At 45.1% G+C, this 25,531-nt stretch carries 20 protein-coding genes; all 20 read right to left on the bottom strand.

Translation table 11 applies throughout. The features are described 5' to 3' along the window. Position 1: 1 nt before the first annotated feature. The 20 genes from AB4Y93_RS05555 to AB4Y93_RS05460 all read right to left on the bottom strand — a co-directional run bounded on the left by AB4Y93_RS05555 (position 2) and on the right by AB4Y93_RS05460 (position 25,531). A complete protein-coding gene (locus AB4Y93_RS05555) occupies positions 2-2,365 on the bottom strand; it encodes a helix-turn-helix domain-containing protein (RefSeq protein WP_441889801.1) in 2,364 nt (787 codons plus the stop codon). A gap of 187 nt (positions 2,366-2,552) precedes the next feature. Continuing rightward, entirely contained in the window at positions 2,553-3,683 is a 1,131-nt protein-coding gene (locus tag AB4Y93_RS05550) for a glycoside hydrolase family 88 protein (protein WP_441890512.1), read from the bottom strand. 24 nt (positions 3,684-3,707) lie between these two features. Further along, a complete protein-coding gene (locus AB4Y93_RS05545; RefSeq protein WP_167279993.1) occupies positions 3,708-4,589 on the bottom strand; it encodes a carbohydrate ABC transporter permease in 882 nt (293 codons plus the stop codon). A gap of 11 nt (positions 4,590-4,600) precedes the next feature. Further along, positions 4,601-5,455: an ABC transporter permease gene (locus AB4Y93_RS05540; protein WP_441890510.1), complete on the bottom strand. Its 855-nt coding sequence runs from the start codon at positions 5,453-5,455 to the stop codon at positions 4,601-4,603. 142 nt (positions 5,456-5,597) lie between these two features. After that, a complete protein-coding gene (locus AB4Y93_RS05535; RefSeq protein ID WP_441889799.1) occupies positions 5,598-7,238 on the bottom strand; it encodes an extracellular solute-binding protein in 1,641 nt (546 codons plus the stop codon). A 489-nt stretch (positions 7,239-7,727) separates the two neighbouring features. Continuing rightward, positions 7,728-8,057, bottom strand: a complete 330-nt coding sequence (locus tag AB4Y93_RS05530) for a GNAT family N-acetyltransferase (protein WP_441889797.1) — start codon at positions 8,055-8,057, stop codon at positions 7,728-7,730. 110 nt (positions 8,058-8,167) lie between these two features. Further along, positions 8,168-9,421 (bottom strand): ABC transporter substrate-binding protein, encoded by a 1,254-nt coding sequence (locus AB4Y93_RS05525; protein ID WP_441889795.1) that lies wholly within the window; start codon positions 9,419-9,421, stop codon positions 8,168-8,170. A gap of 61 nt (positions 9,422-9,482) precedes the next feature. Next, complete coding sequence (locus tag AB4Y93_RS05520) at positions 9,483-11,054, bottom strand: response regulator transcription factor (RefSeq protein ID WP_441889793.1); 1,572 nt, start codon at positions 11,052-11,054, stop codon at positions 9,483-9,485. Between the two features lie 14 nt (positions 11,055-11,068). Beyond that, a complete protein-coding gene (locus tag AB4Y93_RS05515; RefSeq protein WP_441889791.1) occupies positions 11,069-12,889 on the bottom strand; it encodes a cache domain-containing sensor histidine kinase in 1,821 nt (606 codons plus the stop codon). 58 nt (positions 12,890-12,947) lie between these two features. Beyond that, entirely contained in the window at positions 12,948-13,760 is an 813-nt protein-coding gene (locus AB4Y93_RS05510) for a carbohydrate ABC transporter permease (protein ID WP_441889789.1), read from the bottom strand. 1 nt (position 13,761) lies between these two features. Next, complete coding sequence (locus AB4Y93_RS05505; RefSeq protein WP_441889787.1) at positions 13,762-14,676, bottom strand: carbohydrate ABC transporter permease; 915 nt, start codon at positions 14,674-14,676, stop codon at positions 13,762-13,764. Positions 14,677-14,766: 90 nt separating this feature from the next. Further along, positions 14,767-16,083: an ABC transporter substrate-binding protein gene (locus tag AB4Y93_RS05500; protein WP_441889785.1), complete on the bottom strand. Its 1,317-nt coding sequence runs from the start codon at positions 16,081-16,083 to the stop codon at positions 14,767-14,769. A 566-nt stretch (positions 16,084-16,649) separates the two neighbouring features. Beyond that, positions 16,650-18,020 carry a hypothetical protein gene (locus AB4Y93_RS05495; protein WP_441889783.1) on the bottom strand — a complete coding sequence of 457 codons (1,371 nt, stop codon included), beginning with the start codon at positions 18,018-18,020 and terminating at the stop codon, positions 16,650-16,652. Continuing rightward, positions 18,010-18,597, bottom strand: a complete 588-nt coding sequence (locus AB4Y93_RS05490) for a sigma-70 family RNA polymerase sigma factor (protein WP_441889781.1) — start codon at positions 18,595-18,597, stop codon at positions 18,010-18,012. The genes AB4Y93_RS05495 and AB4Y93_RS05490 overlap by 11 nt, the downstream gene beginning before the upstream one ends. Positions 18,598-18,730: 133 nt before the next feature. Further along, a complete protein-coding gene (locus AB4Y93_RS05485) occupies positions 18,731-19,387 on the bottom strand; it encodes an HAD family hydrolase (RefSeq protein WP_441889779.1) in 657 nt (218 codons plus the stop codon). A 23-nt stretch (positions 19,388-19,410) separates the two neighbouring features. Further along, complete coding sequence (locus AB4Y93_RS05480) at positions 19,411-19,971, bottom strand: AAA family ATPase (protein ID WP_441889777.1); 561 nt, start codon at positions 19,969-19,971, stop codon at positions 19,411-19,413. Positions 19,972-20,270: 299 nt separating this feature from the next. Beyond that, positions 20,271-20,729 (bottom strand): NUDIX domain-containing protein, encoded by a 459-nt coding sequence (locus tag AB4Y93_RS05475; RefSeq protein ID WP_441889775.1) that lies wholly within the window; start codon positions 20,727-20,729, stop codon positions 20,271-20,273. Continuing rightward, positions 20,726-21,250, bottom strand: a complete 525-nt coding sequence (locus AB4Y93_RS05470; protein WP_441889773.1) for a GrpB family protein — start codon at positions 21,248-21,250, stop codon at positions 20,726-20,728. The genes AB4Y93_RS05475 and AB4Y93_RS05470 overlap by 4 nt, the downstream gene beginning before the upstream one ends. A gap of 679 nt (positions 21,251-21,929) precedes the next feature. Next, positions 21,930-23,807 (bottom strand): ABC transporter ATP-binding protein, encoded by a 1,878-nt coding sequence (locus tag AB4Y93_RS05465; RefSeq protein WP_441889771.1) that lies wholly within the window; start codon positions 23,805-23,807, stop codon positions 21,930-21,932. Continuing rightward, complete coding sequence (locus AB4Y93_RS05460) at positions 23,804-25,531, bottom strand: ABC transporter ATP-binding protein (protein ID WP_441889769.1); 1,728 nt, start codon at positions 25,529-25,531, stop codon at positions 23,804-23,806. The genes AB4Y93_RS05465 and AB4Y93_RS05460 overlap by 4 nt, the downstream gene beginning before the upstream one ends.

Below are 25,531 nucleotides of genomic sequence, written 5' to 3'. Positions count from 1 at the left end.
GCTAATTCATTTCTTTGTATTTGCCTGGTGTAATTCCTTCATACTTTTTGAATACACGGATAAAGGTCGCAGCATCATTATAACCAACAGCCTTTGACACCTCATTAACGGATTCTTGATTTTCAGTCATCCGGCGCTTTGCCTGCTGAATCCGATACTTATGAAGATAATCGAGCATACCTTCTCCCGTCTGCGTCTTAAACAGCTTGGACAAATAACTGCCCTTCAGATCAAAATACTCTCCGATCGTATTCACGTTCATATTCGAATCACTAAAATTCTCTTCAATATATCCAGCAACACGTGCCGTTAGATCCCGCAGTGACTCCGCACGCTCATGGGTAACATTTGATTCCAGCCTAGTTGAAGCGAAAGCGCATACATCCTTTAGTAAAGAATGAAGCTCCTGCTGCATCTCTTGAACCGTATCACAGGCGAGAATACTGTCCATCCATTTCGGATTATCGTTCAGCACACTTCCCTCTCCATTACCCAGTTCATTAATAGCCTTCACCATCGTCCCCACCAGATTAAACATAAAGCATTTGGCCAGCGTTAACGACATCACCGGCTTATGGAAGTTACGTTCCGTAATCTCATTCATGAAGTCGGAGGCTTGTTCAAAGTCGCCAACCTTAATCAGATTAATCAGCTGCTGCTCAGCCTGCAGCGGATAATAATAGCCGAATTGGACGTCCTCCGAAGGCATCGTACGAATCTCGTCATACGTAATGATGCCTTTTTTGCCAAGCACCATTTTATATTCCATCGCATCTACCGCTTCATTGTAGGCTGCAGCAATACCCGGTAATAAGCTATGCTTGCCGCCAATCGCAACCGTAAGGTCCATATCATAACGCTTCAAGAAGCGCTGAGCTTCCGTCGCGATCTCATGCAGATCCTTCTTATAATCGCCGTCACCCTTATCTTCCGCAGATAAATTAACGAGACAGACCATCATATCATCCACTTCTGCCACATAACCTGCATGTTTATATCGTCCTGCGAGTTCCTCCACGACGTTACTGATGATGAACTGGAGGAATCTTCTGCGGTCATTATCGTCGATGCCCGGCAGCTTCTCGTAAAGGCTTTCATCATTCTCGATCACAAATAAAATAACCGCGTAATCCTCTGAGATTTGCTCCATCCGATAGGTCTTGAAAGCTTCTTCGTATGGAATAGGAGAATCCAACCGCCCTTTGAGCAGCCTGCTCAGCATATTCGACCGCAGGACATTATGGTGCATCTGAAGCTGCATCGCAATATTGTCCTTCTCGCTTCGCGTCCGGCTGATGGCCCGTTGAATAAAGCTAAGCTCATTCCATTCGGTATGCTCATCGGTTGTATTTTTATCCGATAACGATTGCACCAGCTTCTGAATAGGCGAATAATTGCGACGCATGAAGAACCACGTGAGCACCCCTGCACCCATCACGCTAATTAGAATACTTACTAAGGTAAGCTTGCGCACATATTCAGCTTTCTGCCAATAAATACTGCTTGGAATAACAAGCGCATACTTGAGGTCCGACACGGAGGATTGCAAGTAGAAGATTTCCGAATCACCCGATTTCATTGAGGTTGGCATCTCTTTACCACCGCTCATTACCTTTTGCAGAACAGCCTCTTCGCCCTGCTTCTTCGGCAGATTCGACAGCAGCACCTCATTATTGCGATTCAAGATGAGGACATAACCGCCGCTATAGCCCGAAATGTTTTCTATTGCATCTTGGAATCTCGCCAGATCCGTCATAACAACTACCGTACCAGCCTTCCTGCTGTTCAAATCCTTCGGCAAGTGAGTGATATAAGCAATGGCGGTCTGAGTCAAGCGTGCATCGGTATGCGGCAGTACCGTAAATTGATTATGCTCGGAGCCCTCAATGGCTTTCACCCATCCGTCATAATTCATCTGTCCCGTCTCATGTAAGGTTGCGAACGCCGTCTTCATATCCCGGACGTTGCCAGAGCGCAAGACCGCATGCTCCCGCTCCCACGTCACGTAAAATTCATCTATGGATGCATAGGAGGATTGATAGGTTTGAAATTCCTTCACGAGCTGGTATGCATCGAATTGCACATCCGCTTCGGACCTGTTCGAGTACATTAAGGTTTGCAGCCTGGCATTCCAGGTCAGCTCCATCGTCAGCCGTTTCATCTGATCAACCTGATTGTCGATGGTATAGCCAACTTGTTTGAGCAGCGAATCATTGGCGCGATGAATTTCGCTCCGAAGGGCTGCACTCGACTGTGAATATACAATTAAGCTGATTAGGATAGGTACAAATAATACCGCACAATAGGAAATGAGCCAGGTCACAATGATGCTCTTCCGTTTCTGCCATATGGATCGAATGTTCAAGCCGAAATCTCCTCGCCTTAGCTTTAGACCCTTATTATAAGCATAGAAAAGGCACATTCGGAAGTAACAATATGTTCAAAACAATTGACGATAGCTCAACTGACCGATATTTCCACCCTAAAACAGCACAAATAGCCCGATTGGATTCCTCCATTCGAGCTATTTGTTAGGATATCTATAAAGCTGATTAGAACATGCGCTGTTTCCAGCCGTTTAATTTGGCAATCGCCTCAACGAAGAAATAGTCTCCGTAGATGAGCGATACATCGACATTTTGTCCGGCTGGTTTATGTCCGGTGCCATGCTTTAAAATGGCCTCATGCGATGGTTCATCCCATGTACCGTAGTTAGCATAAAGCGATCCCAGAATCCGCTCCGCTGCTTCGCGGTATACGCGCCCTTCCTTCTCTGTCAGAAGAGCAGCCAGCTCGATCAGACCCGATGCTGCAATCGCACCAGCTGAGGTATCCCGCGGCTCTTCATCCATTTGCTCCGATGCCCGGAAATCCCAATGCGGAACATGATCTTCTGGCAAATTTGCAATGAAGTAATGGGCAACACGCTGCGCAGCCCGCAAGTATTCAATATTGCCCGTATAACGGTATGTATTCGCCATACCGTATAACGCCCAAGAAGCGCCGCGGCTCCAGCCCGAATTTGGTGCTGCCCCTTGGCCACCGCGCACCTGGTCGAGTTCGCCGGTTTCAGGATCAAAGCAGACAATATGATTGACGGAGCCGTCTTCCCTGATAAAATGACGGAGCACGGTATCGGCATGTGCGCTGGCGATATGCGCAAATCGTGGATCTCCGCTTTCTGTCGATGCCCAGTACAAGAGAGATAGATTCATACAAGTATCGATAATCGACCACCCATGCATATCACCATTCCAGGCACGGATAAATCTGCCGTTCAGATTGAACCGGCCGGTCATAAAGTTGGCAGCAAACAAACCACGGCGCCGAGCATCTTGATCACCGGTAATCCGGTATTTCGCAACCGCCGTAGGTAGGAAATGAAAGCCTACATCATGATCGAAGGAATTGGGTACAAGCATCTGTGCTTCAAGCCGCGCATCCCAATTCCAAGCTGACGTCTTATATTCCTCCTTACCGCTCACTTCGTTCATCAGCCAGAGAATGCCCGGCCAAAAGCCCGAGGTCCACCAGTCAATCTTCTGATCATCATATATGCCGTCTGCTTTCGCAACATGCGGAGACTTATCTCCGATTTGAATGATCATGCGCTCTACCTTCTCTTCGAGCTGCTTCCAAATCTGTGAAGTGTCAAGTGTCCGTTGCTCTGAACTAGTCTGCATCATCCTGCCTCCCAAATGTCGAAATTAGCCTTTAACCGAACCTACCATAACGCCTTTTACAAAGAAACGCTGGACGAATGGATAGACACATAGAATGGGTACCGTCGCAACCATAATGGTTGCATATTTGATCGTTTCACCGATCTGGAACCGATCTCCTGCTGAAGCCCCTGAAGACATGCTGTCTGTAGAGTTGGCAATTAGAATTTCTCGCAGCACCAGCTGCAAAGGGAACAGCTCGCGGCTTCTAATAAAGATGGACGCGTAGAACCAGCCATTCCATTTGTCTACGGCATAATACAGGATCATAACCGCGATAACAGGCATGGAAAGCGGAATTATGATGCGGAACAGAATCGTGAAATGATTCGCGCCATCAATCTTGGCCGATTCTTCGAGTGCCTCCGGAATACCCTTAAACGCCGTACGCATAATAATCAGGTTAAAGGTACCGATTGCAAACGGAATAATGGTTGCCCATAAGGTATTAAGTAAGCCTACTCCCTTCACCACTAAATATAATGGAATTAGGCCGCCTCCGAAAAACATGGTTAATAGAATGAGTCCCATAAACAGATTATTCCATAGCACATTGTTGCGGGAAAGCACATACGCGCCAAGCGCTGTCATAATCAGATTAAGCACCGTGCCAAACACAAGGATGAACAATGTATTTTTATAACCGGTCGTAATACCCGGGTTCTTGAATACGCTTGTGTAGGCCTCCCAGCTGAATCCTAGCGGATGCCATAGAATGCCTTTGTTCGCTACAAGCTGTCCTGCATTACTGAAGGAGGCGAACAGCACATATAGCAGCGGGTATAACGTCGATACGATCAATATCGTCAGAACGGCGTAAATAATTACGTCGAATACTCTCTCCGAGAAGGTCGCCTTTATTTGCATCTATTCTCACCTCACCATAAGCTGCTTTTGTTCACTTTGCGGCTGATATAATTGGCGGTCACGAGCAAGAGCAGGTTCACAACCGAGTTGAACAAACCAACCGCCGAGCTGTAGCTCCAGCCAAACTCCAATAACCCTTTCCGGTATACGAAGGAGGAGATAACATCCGCCGTATCGTACGTAACCGGGTTGTATAACAGGATGATTTTCTCAAAGCCAACGTTTAGCATATTCCCCATCCGCAGGATGAACATGATCGTGATCGTAGGCAGGATGCCTGGAATAGTAATGTAGAAAATCTGCTTCAGCCGGCTTGCGCCATCCATCCTTGCCGCTTCATACTGCTCCTGATCGATACTCATCAAAGCCGCGATATAAATAATTGACTCCCAGCCAATTCGCTGCCAAATCTCTGACAAAATATAAATCGGACGGAACAGCTCAGGCTTCTGCAGCATCGCTTGACCGTCATACCCAAATAGCATAAACAATCTATTAATAATGCCGTCACCATTCGTAAAATCAGTAATAATCCCGCAAATAACGACAAGAGAAATAAAGTAAGGCATATACGTGATTGTCTGGGCTACCCGTTTGAATGTCTTGTTGCGAACCTCGTTAATGAGCAGCGCCAGCAGAATCGGTGCGGGAAACTCAAAGATTAGCGAATATAAACTGATGACAAGCGTATTCTTCAGGATCCGTGTAAAGTAATAGCTGTTGAAAAAATCATGAAAATGCTTTAGCCCTACCCAATCGCTGCCCAGAATGCCCTTCATTGGCGAATAGTCTTTAAATGCAATCAGTGCCCCGTACATGGGAATATAGTGAAAAATAATATAGTAGGCGATGACTGGAAGCATCATCAGATACAATAGTTTGTTAAGCTTAAAATCGCTTACGATTCGGTTCTTCTTGATTTGCGGATTTGCCACGTTGGTGTTCACCTCGCTCCATATTGAGGGAGAGGGAGAAGGCATAGCCCCCTCCTCCTCGAACTTCTATCTATTAACGGCTGTTATAACGGTCAAGAGCTGCTTGCTGAATCTCAATCGCTCGATCCAAGTTGAGCGATTTCATCTTCTCAACATACTTGTCGAACGCCTCAACCGGGTCAGTACCCAATATGATCTTGAGCGACATTTCGTCTACAAGTGTATTGACGTCATTCATGATGGCTGCATATTCGGAAGATTCCTCCGGAGATGGCGTGATTGGCGGCAGCTGGTATTTCGCTGCGTCTGTTTTTTGCCATGTTGTAACCGCATCACGCTGGGACTGAAGGGCGAAGAATTGTTCTGCATAACGTTTGTCCTGAACGAATGGACCATTATAGCTGCCGCGTGCATACAGCGAGATTGCTTGTGCAGGAGCAAGCTTGTCCGGGTTCTTGAGCAGAAGATCTGTGTAGGTCGGGTAGTCATTTACCAAGTTGTAGCTGACACCTTCCGTACCAAAGTTGAAGAATAATCCACCTTCTTTGCTGTAACCGTAGTCGAGCATTTTGACAGCGAGCTCTGGATCTTTCGCTTGTGTAGTAATCGCAACTGTACCTTCGGATGCGTACGCCGTGTTATGCTGGCCGAATTTTGGCGTGTCGCCTTTCTTCAGGACAGGATATGGTGCACCGACCAAAACAGCTTTAGGATCCTTCGCTTCTACAAGCGGCTGCCATTTGCCAATACCGCCGCCGGCATTGCCGATCGATGCCCCCGTTGAGCCGGATGCGATATTGCTGTCAACCGATTTGGTGTCTGCTGTTGCGATGTTTTTGTCGATCAGACCCTTGGAGTACCAATCACGGAACAATGCTAGATATTGCTTGTAGCCGTCTTGCTCAGGGCCAAACACAACCTTGCTGTCCTCTTGGTAGAAGCCGCGTGTTACACCAAATGCGCCCATAAAGGCACCGTTGCCGCCATCATTAAAGAAGCGTGGCTTGCTGTTAAACGTAAGTGGCGCTGCTGCACCTTTCTTCTCTTTGAACGCGGTAAGAGCAGCTGTCCAATCGTCAATCGTTTCCGGCACCGGCAGGCCAAGCTCATCGAGCCAGTCTTTGCGGATAATAGGGCCTTGGAAGACACGAAGATATTCGTCACCACGGATGAACGGGAACGCGTAGTAGCTGCCGCTGTCCGTTTTTACCATTTTGTCGATGTCCGGATTGTCCTGCAGATACTTCTTCAGGTTAGGTGCGTATTTATCAATCAAATCATTCAACTTCACGATATAGCCGTCTTGAATCGCTTTCTCTGGACCACCCGGGAAGTCTCCGATGAAGTTGTACTCCACCATATCCGGCAGCTTGCCGGAAGCGAGCATTACGTTAAAGGCTTCTTTTACTTGTCCCGTTGGCGGTTCGGTGAACTCCAGCGGTACACCGGTCACTTTCTGCCAGTCTTGGAAGAACGGAATATCTTTGTGTGATTCTTTCACGCCAATCAATTGACCGTTAATCTCGCCCCAATACGAAAGCGTCTTATCTGTCTTAATCGGATACGTTGTTGCTTCTGCCGGCTGTTCAGCCGAATTATTGCCGTTACTGCCCGTGTTGCTGCTCGAGCTGTTCTTATCATTATTAGAAGAACATGCTGCAAGCATTGTTCCCAGCAAAGCGATGCTAAGTGAACCTGCTACCCATTTTTTCATGACCCTACCTCCGTTTATTTGTGTAGTGAATGGCTACATCCACAGATTAACGAATGAGGGGAGGTGTCGATATGGGCAAAATGTGCAATGGGATGAGGATTTGATAAGGGGGAATTGACGATTTCGCCATTTAGATTGATTGATGGAAAAGAGATGAAGTGATGATTTGTACAATGCAATGGGGAAAAACGAGAAATGATGGAAAAGAGGAAATCCAAGGATAACTGATTGGGCAAAGTTTTGCCGGAATGACGGATATGTATCTCCTTACGGCCGCTGTTGCCATCGTGAAATTTTGAACAACTCGTTTTCAACGAGATTTCACGACTGGCAAAGGCGTACGCTTCGCTCCTCCAGGAGATACATTTCCTCTATTCCTACCCCTTCTCGAAGTAAGGAGAAAAAAATAAAAGAAATGGATAGAGGTCGGGATGATTTCCGATACCTCTATCCATTTCTTTTATTGAACAATTTTCAACTATGGAACATCTAAATCTTTTTTCTCCATAGTCCTCCCGAACAAGGAACGAACCCACAGTCTGTATAGAACGCTTGGTGCTTTATATCGTATGTTAATGTTACAATTTCAAGCCCAGCTTGTTCAGACTCTTGGAGTAGTCTCTTTACTAAGGCCTGACCTATTCCTTTTCTCTGATGCTCGGGGTGTATAATGATATCTTCCATATAACCATGTTGTAATCCCATTCCCGCGACATAACCAAATGCAATAAGCTCATTCTTGTCATCCCTGAGACCAGCCCAAAAATTGCAACGTTCAAATAATGCTGGATAATCAGAATGCCGTCCATCCCAACCCACAAGCTCTCTTAATAGTGGGACTTCACGCGGTTCAATAGGTAAATTGATTATAATTAGTTGTTCCAGTTAATCATCTCTCCCAATATCATTAATAATCCAACTTAAAGCTATCAACTCGCTAACAGCTCATTTAAATTTTGCTCCAGATCCTTGAGACCTTTGACGGGATCCAGCCGGTTCGCGATGATATTCTGAAGCTCTTCTGACAGAACGGTGTACAGGGCCGCGTATTTATCTGTATTCGGCGCCAGCTTCACATGCTTTGCAGCCTCTAGAAACAGCTTGCGGTAAGGAAGATTCTGATAGTGGACATCATTTTGCACAATTGGATTGGCCGGAACATGACCCGCTTCCCCCCAGGTCAAGCTGCCTACCTCAGAGAAGTACTGGATGAAGGACATCGCCGCTAGCTGCTTCTCCTTCGTCACATAGGTCGGTATAACCAGAGTATGCGAGCTTCCCCATTGCTCATTCCCGCCAAATAAAGATGGCAGCTCCATAATGCCGCTATGAAGTGAAGCATCTCCGAGATGATGCCCAGCCTCCCATATACCTCCTATCCAAAATACGGCCTTGCCATTATGGAAGGTATCCCATGGCGTTTTATCATTTAGATCACTTAGACCATTCGCATACAGCTCCTGAAAAAATTGAAGGACTTCCAGTGCTTTATCATTGTTGACAGCCGCATGTTTCAAATCGGGAGTAAGCAGCTCACCCCCAGCCTGATAATACATATCCAGGAAGGGCTCCTGAAAATATGGTGTATTAACTGCAAGCGGCTGTACACCAGGAAGACGGTCCCGCAGCAAGGTAAGGAAATCCATAAAAGCCACTGGAGTGATCTGATGCAGCATAGAGGTGACGTCACTCTCATTCATACCGGCTTCCGCCAGCAAATCCTTGTTGTAATAAAGCATGTGAAAATGTGTATCCAGCGGAACAGCATACGTTTTGCCGTCATAAGCGACGCTTTTTCTATTCTCTTCCGCAATTGGGCTGACATCGAATCCGGACTGACGCATCAGCTCGTCGAGCGGTATAATTTGCTTTGCTTTTACAAAAGGTGATACCCGGTCGGCATGAGCAACGGCCACATCAGGCCCTTTCCCAAAAGATAATGCCGTGCCTAATCGAACATAGTATTCATTGGATTCCAATCTAAGCTGCCTGACGACAACTCCCTGTTGGGATTCGTTGTAGGCCTTGATGATCTGTCCAACATAGTCGCCTTCACCGCCTCCAAATGGATTCCAGAACAGAATCTCGACCGGCGATTCGGAAACATTATGGTTTGTGTTCCGTGATTTACTTGGACCGGTACATCCTGATAATAGGCTTATACACACCACTATGCTAATCACGTTTACCAATCTTACAGAAAGCTTTTTCCCCACACTTTCACCTTCAGGAATCCGTATTTTTTCAAAACACTTCTTTATCCTCTTTAACCAAGCTTCTATATTCGGATGGGGTTGCTCCTGTTATCTTCTTGAATACTTTGGAGAAGTATTTGGGATCTGGGATTCCAACCAGCTGTCCAACTTCGGCAGCTTTCATCTCTCCAGCAAGAAGTACCTTTGCTTTCTCAATACGTACTCTTGTGACATATTCCAGGAAGCTTTCTCCCACTTCTTTCTTAAATAAATTCGCAAAATAATTTTTGCTTAAATGAACAAATTGACTAATCGATTGCAAAGATATCTCCTGCTGATAATGCTGTTGAATATACTGCGTGGCTTTTACAATACTGTTCCGATCACTGTTGTAGATACGAATCATATGATCCTGCAGCTCGGCGAATGCCTGGATGAACCACTCCCGGCTTTGTTTAATCGTCTCAAGCTTGGATAGTTGATCAAAATATTGCTTTTTCAGATGGAGCACTTGATCTTGATCATTGGATACATCTGGCCACATGGAAGTTAATATCATAAGCAGCTCAAGAGATATGATCTGCACAAGATCCGGATCCTTCCGTTTGCCCAGCTGATCAAACAGGCTGCCCACATATTCATTCAGCTCTTTCGTTTGCAGCCCATAGAGAAGAGTATGAATATACGACTGACTCACCTTGATTGGTGTGCCGCTCTCCTCTTCTGCAGTGGTAAGCTCCGAATAGGCAATGACTTGTCCAATCCCTAAAAACAATCTTTGTCTGGCGGAAGCCGAAGCCTGGTTATAGGCCTTACTTAATTCCGTCCATTGATTAGCTCTGCCGCTTAATCCAATCGTACAGTCCAGCCCATAACCATCCGCCAAATTGGATAAAATGCTCCTTGCCAGCTGCTTTGCCCAATGTTCATCCGATTCTGCCGCAGTACCATTCGAACGATTAGGTATAGGCAAAAGAACGTTTATTTCCCCTTGCTTATCTGCAAAGACGGCAAATTTCCGATCTCCCCCTATGTGTTCAATCGTCTCATGAATGACATGCTGCTTCTCAATAAATCCACGGTCTGTCGAATGAATAAAAATGTGCAGGAGATAAGCAGGCATGTGCAGCTCACCCAGCTCTGCTTCCTCGAGATTTCCCTCTTCATATGAACTGCCTTCGATCAGCCCCAGCAGCAGCTTTTCCTTGCGCGCCGGCTCGTCGATCGTTGCTTTTCCTCCAATCGAATCTAGTGAGTCCTTCACATTCATCAGCGCTTTCTCGAAGTCCCGCGGCATCATATCCGACTTGATCAAATATTCGGATACACCATGGCTAATCGCTTTTTGAGCATATTGAAACTCTTCGAGATTGCTTAAAATAATAATTTTCATCGCGTATCCGCTGTTTCGCACTTCTTTTATGAGCTGAATGCCGTCCATAATTGGCATCTTTATATCCGTGATGAGAATATCAGGCGGATTCAGGTGAATGAGCTCCAATGCCTCTTTCCCATTGGCAGCTTCACCCGTCACTTCTATTCCTGCCTTTTCCCAGTCGACCATAGAACGAATGCCATAACGTACGATAAATTCATCTTCCACAATGAGTACCCTGTACATCAGCTGAATCTCTCCTATTCCAAGTAAGGAAGCCGGATTGTAATAACGGTGCCCGATTCCGGCTCGCTTACAATATCGATGCCATACGCCTTGCCGCTGATCAGCTTAATTCGTTCATCAACGTTAGCGAGCCCGATTCCCCCCGTCTTTTCGCCCGTCTCATGATGCCTGAGAAGACTCTTTGCAAAAGCAGGATCCATCCCTTTTCCGTTATCGGAAATTTGGAAGCGTATGCCTCCATCCGAACCTCTGACACATGTAATATCAATTTGCCCCTGCTGCTCGGAATCGGAAAAAGCATGTAAAATGGCATTTTCAACGATTGGCTGGAGGATCAGCTTAGGTGTCTGCAAATGGCGGACCGCGTCCTCTACGTAAACATTGGTTTCGATATTATAATGAAAACGGAACTTCTGAATGCCGAGATAGCACTGTACATGCTCAATCTCCTCTTCTACCGTTACCGTTTCTTTCTCTTTGTCCAAACTAATTCGGAGCAGACGTGATAAGAGGCTAACCATCTCCGCTGCATTATTCGCTTTCTGGATTAGTGCCGTCCACTTAATGATATCAAGGGTATTATACAGAAAATGAGGATTGATCTGCGCCTGCAGCGCCTTCAGTTCCGCATTTCTCTTCTGGTTCTGCTCTTCGTATACAGTCTTCAGCAGCTCATCAATCCTGGCGACCATGTAATTAAAGTTACTGCCTAATATATCAAATTCGTCGCTATGCTTCCTTACCCGGAATCGAACGGTCAAATCCCCCGACATGACCTGCCTCATCAGCCGGATCATCTTAAGGATCGGGTTACTAATTGAATTAGCCAGGAATATGGCCGTCACAATGGATAAGACAATACATAGTAGCGCAATAATCCAGAACATTCGAAGCAGCCGGTCAGAATCCTTATATAGAACTGATTCAGAGATGACATTAACAACGATCCAGTCGTTGGTATGCAGCTTTTTGAAATTAACAATCAGCTTCTTCCCATGCTCATTAAGCGGAAAGCGGAACTCCTCCTGGCCGGAGTGTACAATCTGACTATAGCCTTGTTCGCCAAGCACCTCACTAACATTTCTCCCAATCATGCTATTGTCGCCATAAGAGACGATTTGCCCCTGCCCGTCAATGACGAAATTTTGAATATCCCGATCGTTATTCGTTGAGCTCGATCCCAATTCTCTCAACACTTCACCACGAATATCCAGTACAGCAATAATGCCCACCGGACTGTCGTCAGAAGACTTATAAATCTGTTTGGCTAGCGAAAATACATCAACACTCTGCGTATTCAAGCTGTCTACATACGTGTTAAAGCGAGTTGGGAACCATCTGAAATTGCTTCCATCCTCAAGCGTCGTCAAGAAACCGCTTACGTCTTTTGGCGTGCGATTCTTCCAACGGTAAATACCTTTTATATAATGATCCTTGGAAATAAACGATATGGATTGAATGTCCTGATTAATTGCAATAATGGTGGAAAGCTTCGTCGTAAGCGACAAGCTGTCGATATCATAGGAATTCGAGGAGCTCTCCCGATCCATGTCCCGAAGCATCCGAACAATCTCTCCGTTATTGACAACCTGCATCATCAAATCTTTATAAATGCCAAGACGAGTATCGATATTATCTGCCGTCTGCTTCAGCAGCTGCTCCGAATACTCGGTTACCTTTTCATTAATGGTTGATTTGGAGAGAGAGTAGGAGATGGTGCCCATTATGATTAACGGTGTAAGAGAAAATAGAAATAAGAGCAGCATCCATTTGTAGCGTATGCTGCTCTTCCATATATTCATCGAGGGCAACGCCCAGCCGAACTTTTTTATCATTATTCCTCGTTGCTCCTGCAGGACACGCGGTTCACTCTTGCCAGCGACTTCATTGTCATTAGCCTTTCACTCCAGACATCGCCACACCTTGAACGATGTGCCGCTGAAGGAGTGCGAAAACGACAATCGTTGGAATCGCCGCAATGCCGCTCGCTGTCATGATCATATTTAAAGACATAATATTATTCGATAAAAAGGTAGGCAGTCCTGCCGATAATATCATATTTTCTTCCGATGTAATAGAGAGATATGGCCATAGGAAATTATTCCACGATAAAATAAGAAAGAATATTCCCACCGAGACCATCGCTGATTTCGTGAGCGGCAAGCAAATATTCCACCAGATTCGAAAATTCCCGCTTCCATCAATTTGTGCAGCTTCAATATAATCCTTCGGAACACCATCCATAAACTGCTTGAGCAGCAGGATGCCGATTGGATTGGTTATGCCAGGCAGGATAATTGCCCACTTGCTGTCAATCAGATTCAGATGCAGCGTTGTTTCATAAAGCGGAATCAGGATAGCTTCCGTTGGAATAAGGAGACCTGAAGTAATAACAATAAATAAGATACCTTTACTTTTAAACGGCAGCTTGGAGAACGAATAAGCCGCCAGAGAGCTGAGAAATATCGATAGCAGAGTTGTAATGACACCAATAACAGCACTGTTCCAGGTCCATCTTAGGATCTCGGAACCCGTAATAACCTTCTTATAATTGCTTAACGTCAAATCGGTAAAATGAACCCAGTCTGCCATCGTATACACATTCGTTCCGTCCGGCTTCAAGGAGACTAGCAGCATCCAGATGAGAGGGAATATGAATAGAATCGCCAGTACGATTGCAATGATGTTAACAGCCCACTTGTTCATGTTATTCCCCTCCATTCTTTCGATCCGTTAGTTTAAATTGAATGACCGCAATGAGAAGCATGATGATGCAAAATACGATTGACTGAGCCGAAGCAAGACCAAACATATCCTTCTTAAAGCCCGTCACATAAATATAACGAATCATTGTATTGGTGGAATCACCCGGACCACCGCCGGTCATGATTTGAACTTGACCAAATAATTTCAAACAGCTGATCACTTGATAGAAAACCTGGATTTTCATCACTCGCGACAATCCCGGCAAGGTAATATACCAGAACTTGCTCCAAGCTCCCGCTCCATCAATCGTAGCTGCTTCATAATGATCCTGAGGAATTTCCTGAAGTCCCGCTAGAAAGAGGACCATGACGAAGCCTACTGTCCACCAGTCTGTCGCAATGGTAATGGCCCACCATACGAATCGGTGATCGGTCAGCCAATTAATATCCTGAGGCAATCCAAGCAGTCCTAATAAAGCATTTACCGGTCCATTCTTCGGGTCAAACAGTTTCAGCCAAATAAAGCTCATAACCGATACCGACATGACATACGGCAGAAAATAGACGGAACGAATAAGCGTCCTCATCCAAATCCGTTGATTAATAATTAGCGCTAAAATCAGGCCTAATACGATAACCGTTGGAGCACAGATGAGTACAAAATAAAATGAGTTCCATAAATACTTGTAAAAATCGCTGTTTTCAAAGATCCGCTTATAATTGTCTAACGCCACATACCGCTGYATCCCTTGAATATTCCACACATGCAGACTAATCCAGCCGCCTCGAAGAACAGGCCACAAATAGAAAATGATAAACGGGATCAAAAACGGCACTATATACACAATAGCCTTCAGTTCGGCTATCGCTTGAATTCCTATTTTTTTCTTACGCAGCTCTATCGGTTTCATCTCCATATTACGATCTCCTTGCTGTTCATTCATTAGGGGGAGCCGAGGCAGCAGAGATTTTAACCCCCACTGCCCTTGCTCTCCTTAGCGAGCCTGTTAGTTAGCCAAAATCTCGTTGATTTGCTTCTCCATGTCCTTCAGGCCATCTTCAGGCGATTCATTATGGAAAATAACGTTCTGCAGCACTTCGGAAATCGTCGTAATAATCGTTGTATAATTATCGGTTTGTGGTGCGAATTTCACAGTCTTCTGTGCTTCAATAAAGAACGAACGATATGGCAGCTTGTTATACTCGTCACTATTGGTTACATTACTATTCGCAGGAACATGCCCTGCTTTCCCCCAAGTCTGACCGCCTACTTCAGAGAAGTACTTCATAAACTTAGCAGCTGCTTCTTGCTTCTCAGCCGAGACATATGAAGGAATAACAAGGGTGTGCGAGCTTCCCCAATGGGTTTGGCTGCCAAAGATTGCAGGCAACGGCATTGCACCGATATGCTTCGAAGCATCACCTAGCAGCACGCCTGCTTCCCATACACCACCAAACCAAAATGCGGCTTTGCCATTGCTGAACGTATCCCAAGGATTCTTATCGTTGATGTCCGCATATTGTTTCGAGTAGATTTCATCATAGAACTTCAAGACACTGAGTGCTTTATCGTTGTTAATAGCTGCTTTCGTCATATCCGCAGACAGGATATCGCCGCCAGCCTCATAATACATATTCAGGAACGGCTCTTGGAAATAGGGTGTATTAACGGCCATTGCCTGCACATCCGGAACAGCTGTTTTAATTTGTGCCAGTGTATTCAGGTATCCTTCCGGGCTCATCGTGTCAAATTTAGGAGTCTCATCCGCATTTAGAAGATTAGCCTTTTTGAGAATGTCCTTATTGTAATAAAACATGTGGAAATGGGTGTCCAGCGGTACAGCATACGGTTTGCCGTCATACGATACGCTTTCCATATTCGATGAACTGATCTGGCCAAGATCGAAGCCAACCTTAGTCGCAAGCTCATCGATCGGAACAAGCTGCTTCGCTTTCACGAATGGAGAAATCCGGTCAACGTGGGCTACAGCTACATCCGGCCCTTTGGAAGAGGAAAGAGCAGTGCCAAGCTTCGCGTAATATTCATTTGATTCCAGCCGCAGCTGCTTCACCACGACCTCTTGCTGGGAGTCGTTAAATCCTTTAATAATTTGATCTACGAAATCGCCTTCCCCGCCACCGAACATATTCCAGAACGTAATTTCTACAGCTTTGCCGCTCTTGCTGCCTGAAGTCTGCTCATTTGCTTTGTTATTCGCAGCTTCGCCAGTGCCTCCGTTATTGTTCGACGAACATCCGGACAGAGCCAAAGTCAGCGCCATTCCTGCGGTCAGCATCATTCCAGCTTTCTTTTTTGCTAACATGTTTCGACTACCCCTCTCATCTTAACCATGGTTGGGAAAGCGCTTTTACAAGAATGTAAGTGCTTTCTTAATACACACTTTACCGTGTTTGCTTCATCAGCCAAACCGATAAAACGCTCAACTTAAGAGTACAAAAATAAGATTTGCTCAGTTCTGAGCGAGTCAGGGGTAGACGATCTTACGATTGGTGTAGAAATGAAAGCAATTCAACGAAGAGGCTGTCTCATAAGTCATGGTCTCTTTGGTAGGGAGAGTCTAAAGTGCTGCGTAAAAGGTTTGGGCCTCCGATCGCTGTTGTTCCCGGATTTCTTGATTACAACTCGCGTAGCGGTTTAAATCCGGGAACAAAGCGAACTATAAGCTTTCTGAAAGAAAGCTACATCGGAAGCATACACTTTCGCTTCTCCAGCTCAAACCTTTTACTCCGCACCTCGTCTCCCTCACAGGGCAGACCCATTCCTAAAAATATAGCCTATTCGTTTCGAATAGGGATGGTAGGAATGAATTAAAAAGAGGCTGCCCCATAGTCATTGTAATGACTTATGGGGCAGCCCCTTCGGTACTGCTTATTCCATATCGAGTGGTAACCTCCAAGGTCCTTTGATTAAGAAATGTGGTTCTGCCAGCGAAAAACGAAGTACTGTTTGATCAGGCTCTGTTTCGAGGTGGATCGTCTTCATTAAGGCAGAGTTCTTTTTGTCATGCTCCCAACTAAAAGAATCATTATAATCTGAACCTGGGTATCGAATCATAAAATATAGCAATGCGCTAGGCTTCAACGGATCAAATTGTACATCCACATCGAGTTCCACGGTTGTTTCAGTAGTACGTCTAATATGAGTAAATCGGACTGGGAAGCTGCTAACTTCTGCTGGAACGTCAATGATCTGTTTCTTGCCAACTTCGGGGAGAGGGATTGAGACTTCTTTTGAGAACACTTCCCTGTCCGATACTTCAATATTGGGAATAACAACCGTATATGGTGACACTCCGTCTTTGAGCTCATAAAATTGAAAATCAGATGAATACGATTGTGCCTCTGACTTAACAAGTTCTGCTTTCTTACCATCACCATCCTCGACATACAAGCCGCTATCCTTGAGAATTGGGGATACCCCATAGGAATTAACAGCATGGCTTGACTCAGGGAGTTTAGAGATCATTTGAACACGGACGATTCCGTCATCTAGCCTTGTTGGGAATGCTGTCACGCTTACACCCTCATGTACATCGGTTGAGCCAAGATGTTCAAGATCATCGGCCGATCTAGGTTGGACCAGCTTCAAAGGACCAATAGTTGTACCGTTAATGTATAAAGTGATCGTATCCGAAACAGACACTTCCGTACCTCTCTCCGGGTTGTAAGTACCGTACCAGTCTCCGGCAGAGGATAGTAAAGATGCTTTAAATTTATAGGTTCGATCATTAATCTCAGCTTCGAATTCCTTCACTTCAGGTATCTGTACGCCGCGTAGTGTAATCGTTGCGCCATTCGATTCTAAAACGATGCCGTCTATCGTCAACTTTCCTGCATCAATTGACTGCACATAAGGCTTCTCCAGCACGTAAGTCAGTTGCTCAGGATCTCCCTCCTGAACAACCCCAATACCAGGGAGATATTGAAGCACCTTCTTGAGTCCAGCCTGCACGGAAGGAGTAGCCCCAACCGCAGCAAACAGAATAGCAAAAATAGCCGCAACCACAGCAATCTGCCGGTATCGGAATTGGGGAAAGCTGGCTGTAGTAGTAGGGTGCAGATTAATCTCCTCAGATTGGATCCTTGAGAGCGTACGAGCCTTAATTCGGTTGATTGAGGCAATATCACCTTCAGTTATAGGCTGAGAGGATGCCTCAAATGATTCAAGCAGATCCAATTCTGCTTGATCCTCGTCGTGTTGGTCTATCAACTCATATATGGCTTTTTCCTCATCTTTCATGATTTATCCCCCTCTCTTCAGCATCCTTCAGCCCTAATGCCTTCTCGAGTGCAATGCGACACCGATAGAGCCTGCTTTCTATAGCTTTCTTAGTAAGGCCGAACATTGCTGTAAGTTCATCCAGGTTCTCATAATAAAAATACCTTCTCCAAAACAAACTGCGGTCTGGCTCACTCATCCTTCGAACAAAGTCGATAAGCTCCCGGGTTGATTCACGGGAAAGTACATTTTGTTCAGTGGGATTGGGACTGTGTAAGGATTCCACATCACGGAGCCTCGTCACTTCAGTACCTGGACGCAGAAGTTTGCGTCGAAGATCCAATGCTTTGTATTTGGAAAGGACAAGCAGCCATGTGCGGAACGAAGCGCGGCTTTCCTCATAGCTGTCAATATTATGCCAGGCAGCCAGAAAAGCGTCACTCACACATTCTTCAACATCCTCGACGCTGCCTGCGCCAGATAACACGCGTCTAACGAGAGCTTGAACGCTCGGTCCAAAAAGATCTATTGCTTCTTCTAAGGCGTGTTTGTCGCGGCTTTTGAATCTTTTAACCCATTGATGCTCTTCATTATTCATTGCATGAACCTCCGGCGTTGTTCTACTGATTACTACGTGGTTGTTTATGTAGATCACTCACGGAGTGTGGATTTTTTTCCAAATACCGCTATAAAATAATAAAAAGCCGCTCTATCAGAGCGACTCCTTGTCTTCAATAAATAAACGGAATTAGCTCTTCCAGATCATAGATGACGGCGTCTGCTTCGACATCCGAGGAGTATGAGGAGTTATGTTTCCACACAGCCCTCATACCAACCGCGCGGCTTGCTCTTATGTCGGCATCTGGATGGTCGCCTACAAAAACGGCTTCCTCGGCTTGAACACCTAGTTTAGTTAATGCACGCTGGAAAATAGCCGGGTCTGGCTTCCGCAAGCCTTCCCATTCGGAGATAAGAACCTCGTCAAAGAAATGGCTGATCCCGAGAGCTTTGAAATTATCGTATTGAAACTGTCCATAGCCATTCGATATTAGGGCGATTTTTACACCATGACTTTTTAGCCGAGAAAGCATATTGATCAGATTAGGGAATCCGATACAATGCTTTTGAAAAGAGATAAGGTAATCCTGCAGCGGCTCTTCCCAGCTCATATTTTGAATATGGAATTCACTCAGCAGCTGTTCATAGACCTTGTCCTTCCACACATAACCATGCTGATCAAGTTCGATAAACCGTTTTACGAAAAGGTCTTTCTCAACCAAATGAAACTGAGGGACTCGGTCATATTGATCGTTAGTAAATAATTCAAGCGAAGTATCCCGATCGAGCAATGTGCCATCCAGATCAAAGAGTACAGCTTTAACCTTCATTTTCAGGAGTCTCCTTTACACTTCTATTTCAAATGAAATCGTTGTTTAATCAAGTAGGCTGTTACATCTGGAGCAAGATCCTTCGTCTGGATTCGTATGTAGTTCTTTCTTGTAATCTCGCCAGGCAAAGAATTCAACCGATGTTGCTCCATCGATAGCATTAAGTTCTTTTCAGATTGCTCAACATCCCGCTTTGTTGGTTTATGCTGCAGCCGATGTGGAGTTCGATTACGAATTAACCTTTCCTCAAGGGCAGCCTCAAGCTCAACAAAGCAAACCTCATGCCCTTTTGATTCAAAAATAGCACAAGTCTGCTCAATGAACTCCCAGTCATTCGGCAGGTCGAACGCCCAAACATATGTGAATATTAACCCTGCTTTGTCATTCTGAGCCATCTGCTCAAATATTTCTCTGCGAATCAAATCAGAAATCCGCCACATCTCAGGACCAAATCCAAAATAAGGCTGCAGCAGCTCAATCGTCTGATGATTATGGAACAGCTTTAACGAAGTGATTTTTTCAAGCTCGTGACCTATCGTCATCTTCCCAACAGCTTGTGGACCAAAGATCAGGATAAACTTCATATCACCATCTCCTCAAAGGAATTATCGCTCTGTATCAAACGTGAACAAACACGTCTTAGGAAAAGCACCTTCTGGTCCATTACATTGTTCAAACATCACGTGTTGCTCGTTTCCATCTTGTTTGAATTTAATTGACTTGCAAGTGAACTCATATCCAGCGTCACTACTATAAGCATCTCTTGTACTTGGGGAGCAGTCTGTTCAGTGCTAGAGCACGAAGATAAGCTTAAACTAACCAGAATGAGTAGAAGGATTGAAATATATCTAATATTCATTGAGCCACCTTTATGATTAAGCTATTAATTCACATCGCCCAAATAACGTGTATCACGATCCATGTTTTTTATTGGTTTGACAATTGCCTTGGGATATACCCTGATCTCATCCAGCTTGTTGATCTCGATCCATTCGATACCCACTTGGTTCGCATCCGGAATCGTCACATTCTCAAAGGTTGGATGAGCAGAAATGAGCGAGCATTGAAAATAAAACTCTACCTGATGCGCCTCAGAATCCGATTCTGCAAATTCGTGGTTTTTTCCGATATATTCTCGAACATAGATGAGGTCTCCAACAGTCACCTTTTCACCAAGCTCTTCTAAACACTCTCGTCTCACTGCATCCTGCAGGTTCTCACTTAATTCCTGTCCTCCACCTGGAAAAATATAAAACAACCCTTCATCATCTTTATTTACCGTCAATAAAATTCTCTCATCTCGAATAATAATAGCTTTAGCTGAGTTACGAATTGGTCTCATGTTAACCCCCGAAGATTCATATTTTTTATTAAACAATTAATAAATTCCGTTTTGGCATCGGCATATGCCAGCTTATCTGTATGGTGTGATAAAGCCAACATTTCCTTAAGCTGCTCATAATCCCTTCGAGCCTCAGCATCCTGAATCAAATGATCACGAAAAGCAAGCTGTCTCAATAAATAAGGGCTCCCCGACTGATACATATGTATTTGATGCGTTCTGGGCTCCCCTTTATTAAAATAATGCCGGTCAGGCAATACATTGGTTCCTTTATACGCATACCCTATTTTTTCTAAGCATGGAACGCATTCATCCCCGTCTTGAAAATCTTCTAATTCAATAGCGATATCAATAATTGGCTTTGCTCTCAGATGTTTCACAGCGGTACTTCCGATATGATGAACAGCCACAATAGTTCCGCCTATCTCACTTTCGATTCTTTCCTTCTCTTTCAAAAACACTTGCTCCCACTCCTCTGTCCAAGGAACAAGAAATACTTCTCCTTGCGGCAGACCAAGCATGTCTTTCACTCCTCTATCTAATCGAATGAATCACAAATACCATATCCTGGGACTAACAATTATACTATGTCAGGTTTAATAAGAGAAGGAGGTTGAGGTACGATCTATGGGAAAAATAAACGAGGTTGAATACTTCCGTCCTTAACAGAAAGTGATCGGAAATGGCTAAAAGGAACTGTGGGTACTTGAGTGCGGTGGCGGCAAAGCAATCTAGAATTAATCGTATATGGCTCATCATAACAAATGACAACGTAGATGCATTAAGATTTTATCAAAAACGCGGCTATCGACTATCCGCCATATATCCTAACGCAGTAGTTGAGGCAAGAAAACAAAAGCCCTCTATCCCTCTTACCGGAAATTATAATATCCCCATTCAAGATGAAATCGAGTTAAAAAAAGATCTATAACTCAATACAAAAAAAAGAGAAAGCGCAATAAAATCACGCTTTCTCCTTCAATCTGCCTCCCCCCAAATCGATGCGGGGGAGGCTTTACTGTTGAGGTTTAGGGCTAGGGGGGATGGAGAGTTTGTATCTCTGGAGGAGCGGAGCGTTCGCCTTTGCCATTCGTGAAATCTCGTTGAAAACGAGTTGATTCGAAATTTCACGATGGCAACAGCGGCCGGAAGAGATACACACCCGCAATCCCTTGCCTTCCCCTACCCCACAGCATCACCCTAAACCGCCTCGATTACCTTCCCTGTGAACTGACTATTATACAAATCCGCATAGAAGCCGCCTTGCTCAATAAGCTGCACATGGGTACCCTGCTCAATGATCGAGCCTTGGTTCATCACGAGAATCAGGTCGGCATCACGAATCGTCGACAGACGGTGCGCGATAACGAAGCTTGTTCTGCCTTCCATCAGATGGCCCATTGCCTTCTGAATGAAGACTTCCGTACGTGTATCAACACTGGAGGTTGCTTCATCAAGAATGAGAATTGACGGGTCAGCCAATATAGCGCGGGCAATAGTCAATAACTGCTTTTGCCCTTGCGAGATATTAGAAGCTTCTTCGTTCAGAATCGTATCATAACCGTCCGGCAACGTTCGGATGAAGTGATCCGCATGCGCGGCTTTAGCTGCGTTTACGACATCCTCTTCCGTTGCCCCTTCACGTCCATAAGCGATATTATCACGTATTGTACCGTTAAAGAGCCATGTATCCTGAAGCACCATCCCGAACATGCCCCGCAGATTACTGCGTCTCATATCGGTAATATTGACACCATCAATGGTAATCCGTCCATCACTCAGCTCGTAGAACCGCATGAGCAGGTTAACCAGTGTTGTTTTACCAGCACCCGTTGGACCAACGATCGCCACAGTCTGACCAGGCTGCACATCAATGTTCATGTTATCGATCAATGTTTTGTCAGCTGTATAACCAAACTTCACATGTTCGAACTTAACGGAACCATTAGGACGAGCAATCGTTTTTGCAGGATTTGCCTCCAGTACTTCCTCTTCCTCATCCAGAAGCTCAAATACCCGTTCTGCAGAAGCGATCGTCGATTGGATCACGTTCGAAATATTCGCCAGCTGCGTAATAGGCCAAGTAAACTGTCTCGTGTATTGAATGAAAGCTAGAATATCACCGACCTCAATCGCCTTTTTCGTCACGAGAATACCGCCAACGATGCTGACAAAGACGTAGCCAATGTTACCAATGAAACTCATGATCGGCATAATGATGCCAGAGATAAATTGAGCACGCCAGCCCGCATTATACAATTCGTCATTCATTTTATTGAATTTCTCAATCGATTTATTCTCATGTCCAAAAGCTTTAACGATTTTATGGCCGGTATACATCTCTTCGACATGACCGTTCAGCTTACCAAGCTCGGCTTGCTGCTTCACAAAATATTTCTGCGAGCGTTTCGCAATAACTGCCGTTGCCGCCAAACTGACCGGAATCGTTAAGAATACGATCAACGTCATCAGCGGACTGATGGTGAGCATCATCACGATAATACCGACCAACGTAATGACTGAAGTAATTAGCTGAGTTAAGCTCTGCTGGAGCGTATTAGCGATATTATCCACGTCATTGACGACACGGCTTAAAATATCACCGTTAGACTTGGAATCAAAATACTTCAGTGGCAGCCGGTTGAATTTCGCATTCACCTGCTTACGCAAATCATACACGGTATTCTGCGCTACACCCGCCATCAAATACTGCTGAATATAGCTGAACACGGAACTGATAATGTACAAGACAACAAGAATGAGAAGGATTTGAGTAATCCCATCAAAATCAACTCCTGGACCGCCGCTTTGCTTTCCAAAAACACCTTCATACAGCTTTGTCATCGCTTTACCCATAATTTTAGGGCTCACGATACTAAATACGGTGCTGAGTATAGCTGTAAGCAATACAAGCATCAGCTTGGTTTGATGCGGCTTCAAATAAGCCATTAAACGGAACAACGTTCCTTTGAAATTTTTCGCTTTTTGTACCGGCATCCCAAAACCGCCGGGACCTCCCATACCAGGGCCTCTACCTGGACCGCCTGATGGACGACCATTACCTTTTTGCTGGCTCACGCGATCTCCTCCTCAGACAGCTGCGACGATACGATTTCCTTGTAGACATCGCATGTTTGCATAAGCTCTTTGTGATTGCCGATTCCCGCAATACGCCCTTCGTCCAGAACAATAATACGATCAGCATCCATAACGGTACTTACACGCTGCGCTACAAGCATCACTGTAGCATTACCGATCTCTGGCTTAAGTGCCGCACGCAGTTTTGCATCCGTCTTGAAATCCAGCGCGGAGAAGCTGTCATCAAACACATAAATCTCCGGTCTTCTCACCAATGCACGTGCAATGGACAATCGCTGCTTCTGGCCACCTGATACGTTATTGCCGCCTTGTGCAATTGGCGCATCATAGCCATTCTCCATCCTGCCGATAAATTCCGAAGCCTGTGCAATAGCTGCAGCATGTTTGATTTCTTCGTCATTTGCTTCTTCATATCCGTAACGAATATTTTCCGCTACCGTGCCCGTAAAGAGAACTGCCTTTTGCGGCACAAAACCGATTCTGTGGCGAAGATCCTCCTGTGACATATCTCTGATATCCATGCCATCAATAATGACTTGTCCGTCATTTACGTCATAGAAGCGCGGAATCAAGCTTACAAGTGTTGATTTTCCCGCACCAGTACCGCCAATAATAGCTGTAATCTCGCCTGGACCTGCCTGGAACGAAATATCTGATAGCGCTGGCTGCTCTGCACCAGGATAGCTGAAAGTAACGTTTTTAAACTCTACGTACCCTTCCTTACCGTTATTCTTCTTGGTTACCGCTTTGTCTGTCAAAGTAGGCACCATCTCGAGCACCTCATTAATACGCACAGCCGATGCCTGTGCACGAGGAATCATAATGAGCATCATCGACATCATTAGAAGCGAGAACATGATTTGCATGCCATATTGGATAAAGGCCATCAGTGAACCAATTTCCATATTGCCGTTGTCGATCCGAATACCGCCGATTGCGATAATAACAATTGTCGAAATGTTCATGATCAGCATCATAAGCGGCATAAGAACCGCCATAATTTTGTTAACACGTACCGCAGTATTGGTCAAATCCGCATTCGCTGCATCAAACTTTTTGTTCTCATAGCTAATACGGTCAAACGAGCGAATAACACGAATCCCCGTTAAGCCTTCACGAAGAACAAGGTTTAACTTATCAATTTTCACCTGCATCGCTTTAAAAAGTGGAATTCCTTTGCGAACAACGAGGAAGATCGCACCAGCAAGCACCGGAATAACGACTACAAATACAAGGGACAGCTTCGCGTCCTTTGAAATCGCCATAATAATACCACCGATACACATCATCGGTGCAGTGATCATCATACGAAGAATCATAATAAGCACTTGCTGCACCTGCGTAATATCATTCGTAGTCCGAGTGATCAGGGACGCAGTGCCAATCTTATCAAACTCCTGCAGAGAGAAATTCTCGACATGTCCAAACACCTTCGTGCGGACGTCCCGTCCAAACCCCATTGCAGATTTTGACGAAAAATAACTGGCCAGCACGGAGCATATCCCGCCCCCAGCGGCTACAAGCAGCATAAATCCGCCAATCTTCCAAATATAAGCTTTGTCTCCTGTCTGGACACCTTTGTCAACGATATCAGCCATTAATGTTGGCAGATACAAATCCGACAGCGTCTGCAGGAAAACGAATACTAACACACCAATAACAAATAGCCGAAATGGCTTCAAATAGCGGAACAATTTCAACAT

Source organism: Paenibacillus sp. YAF4_2 (genome assembly GCF_052113225.1).
Classification (GTDB): Bacteria; Bacillota; Bacilli; order Paenibacillales; family Paenibacillaceae; genus Pristimantibacillus.
Note: the sequence above shows the minus strand (reverse complement) of the source record. Positions and strands in the feature narration are given on the sequence as shown.

Coding starts and splice junctions, on each gene's coding strand:
- AB4Y93_RS05470 (WP_441889773.1), bottom strand. CDS start 21,250: ATGCTTGGTCTGCCGCAAGGAGAAGTATTTCTTGTTCCTTGGACAGAG.
- AB4Y93_RS05495 (WP_441889783.1), bottom strand. CDS start 18,020: ATGAAAGATGAGGAAAAAGCCATATATGAGTTGATAGACCAACACGAC.
- AB4Y93_RS05550 (WP_441890512.1), bottom strand. CDS start 3,683: ATGCAGACTAGTTCAGAGCAACGGACACTTGACACTTCACAGATTTGG.
- AB4Y93_RS05500 (WP_441889785.1), bottom strand. CDS start 16,083: ATGTTAGCAAAAAAGAAAGCTGGAATGATGCTGACCGCAGGAATGGCG.
- AB4Y93_RS05520 (WP_441889793.1), bottom strand. CDS start 11,054: ATGTACAGGGTACTCATTGTGGAAGATGAATTTATCGTACGTTATGGC.
- AB4Y93_RS05545 (WP_167279993.1), bottom strand. CDS start 4,589: ATGCAAATAAAGGCGACCTTCTCGGAGAGAGTATTCGACGTAATTATT.
- AB4Y93_RS05540 (WP_441890510.1), bottom strand. CDS start 5,455: ATGATGCTTCCAGTCATCGCCTACTATATTATTTTTCACTATATTCCC.
- AB4Y93_RS05510 (WP_441889789.1), bottom strand. CDS start 13,760: ATGAACAAGTGGGCTGTTAACATCATTGCAATCGTACTGGCGATTCTA.
- AB4Y93_RS05475 (WP_441889775.1), bottom strand. CDS start 20,729: ATGAGACCAATTCGTAACTCAGCTAAAGCTATTATTATTCGAGATGAG.
- AB4Y93_RS05535 (WP_441889799.1), bottom strand. CDS start 7,238: ATGAAAAAATGGGTAGCAGGTTCACTTAGCATCGCTTTGCTGGGAACA.
- AB4Y93_RS05480 (WP_441889777.1), bottom strand. CDS start 19,971: ATGAAGTTTATCCTGATCTTTGGTCCACAAGCTGTTGGGAAGATGACG.
- AB4Y93_RS05460 (WP_441889769.1), bottom strand. CDS start 25,531: ATGTTGAAATTGTTCCGCTATTTGAAGCCATTTCGGCTATTTGTTATT.
- AB4Y93_RS05515 (WP_441889791.1), bottom strand. CDS start 12,889: ATGATAAAAAAGTTCGGCTGGGCGTTGCCCTCGATGAATATATGGAAG.
- AB4Y93_RS05485 (WP_441889779.1), bottom strand. CDS start 19,387: ATGAAGGTTAAAGCTGTACTCTTTGATCTGGATGGCACATTGCTCGAT.
- AB4Y93_RS05490 (WP_441889781.1), bottom strand. CDS start 18,597: ATGAATAATGAAGAGCATCAATGGGTTAAAAGATTCAAAAGCCGCGAC.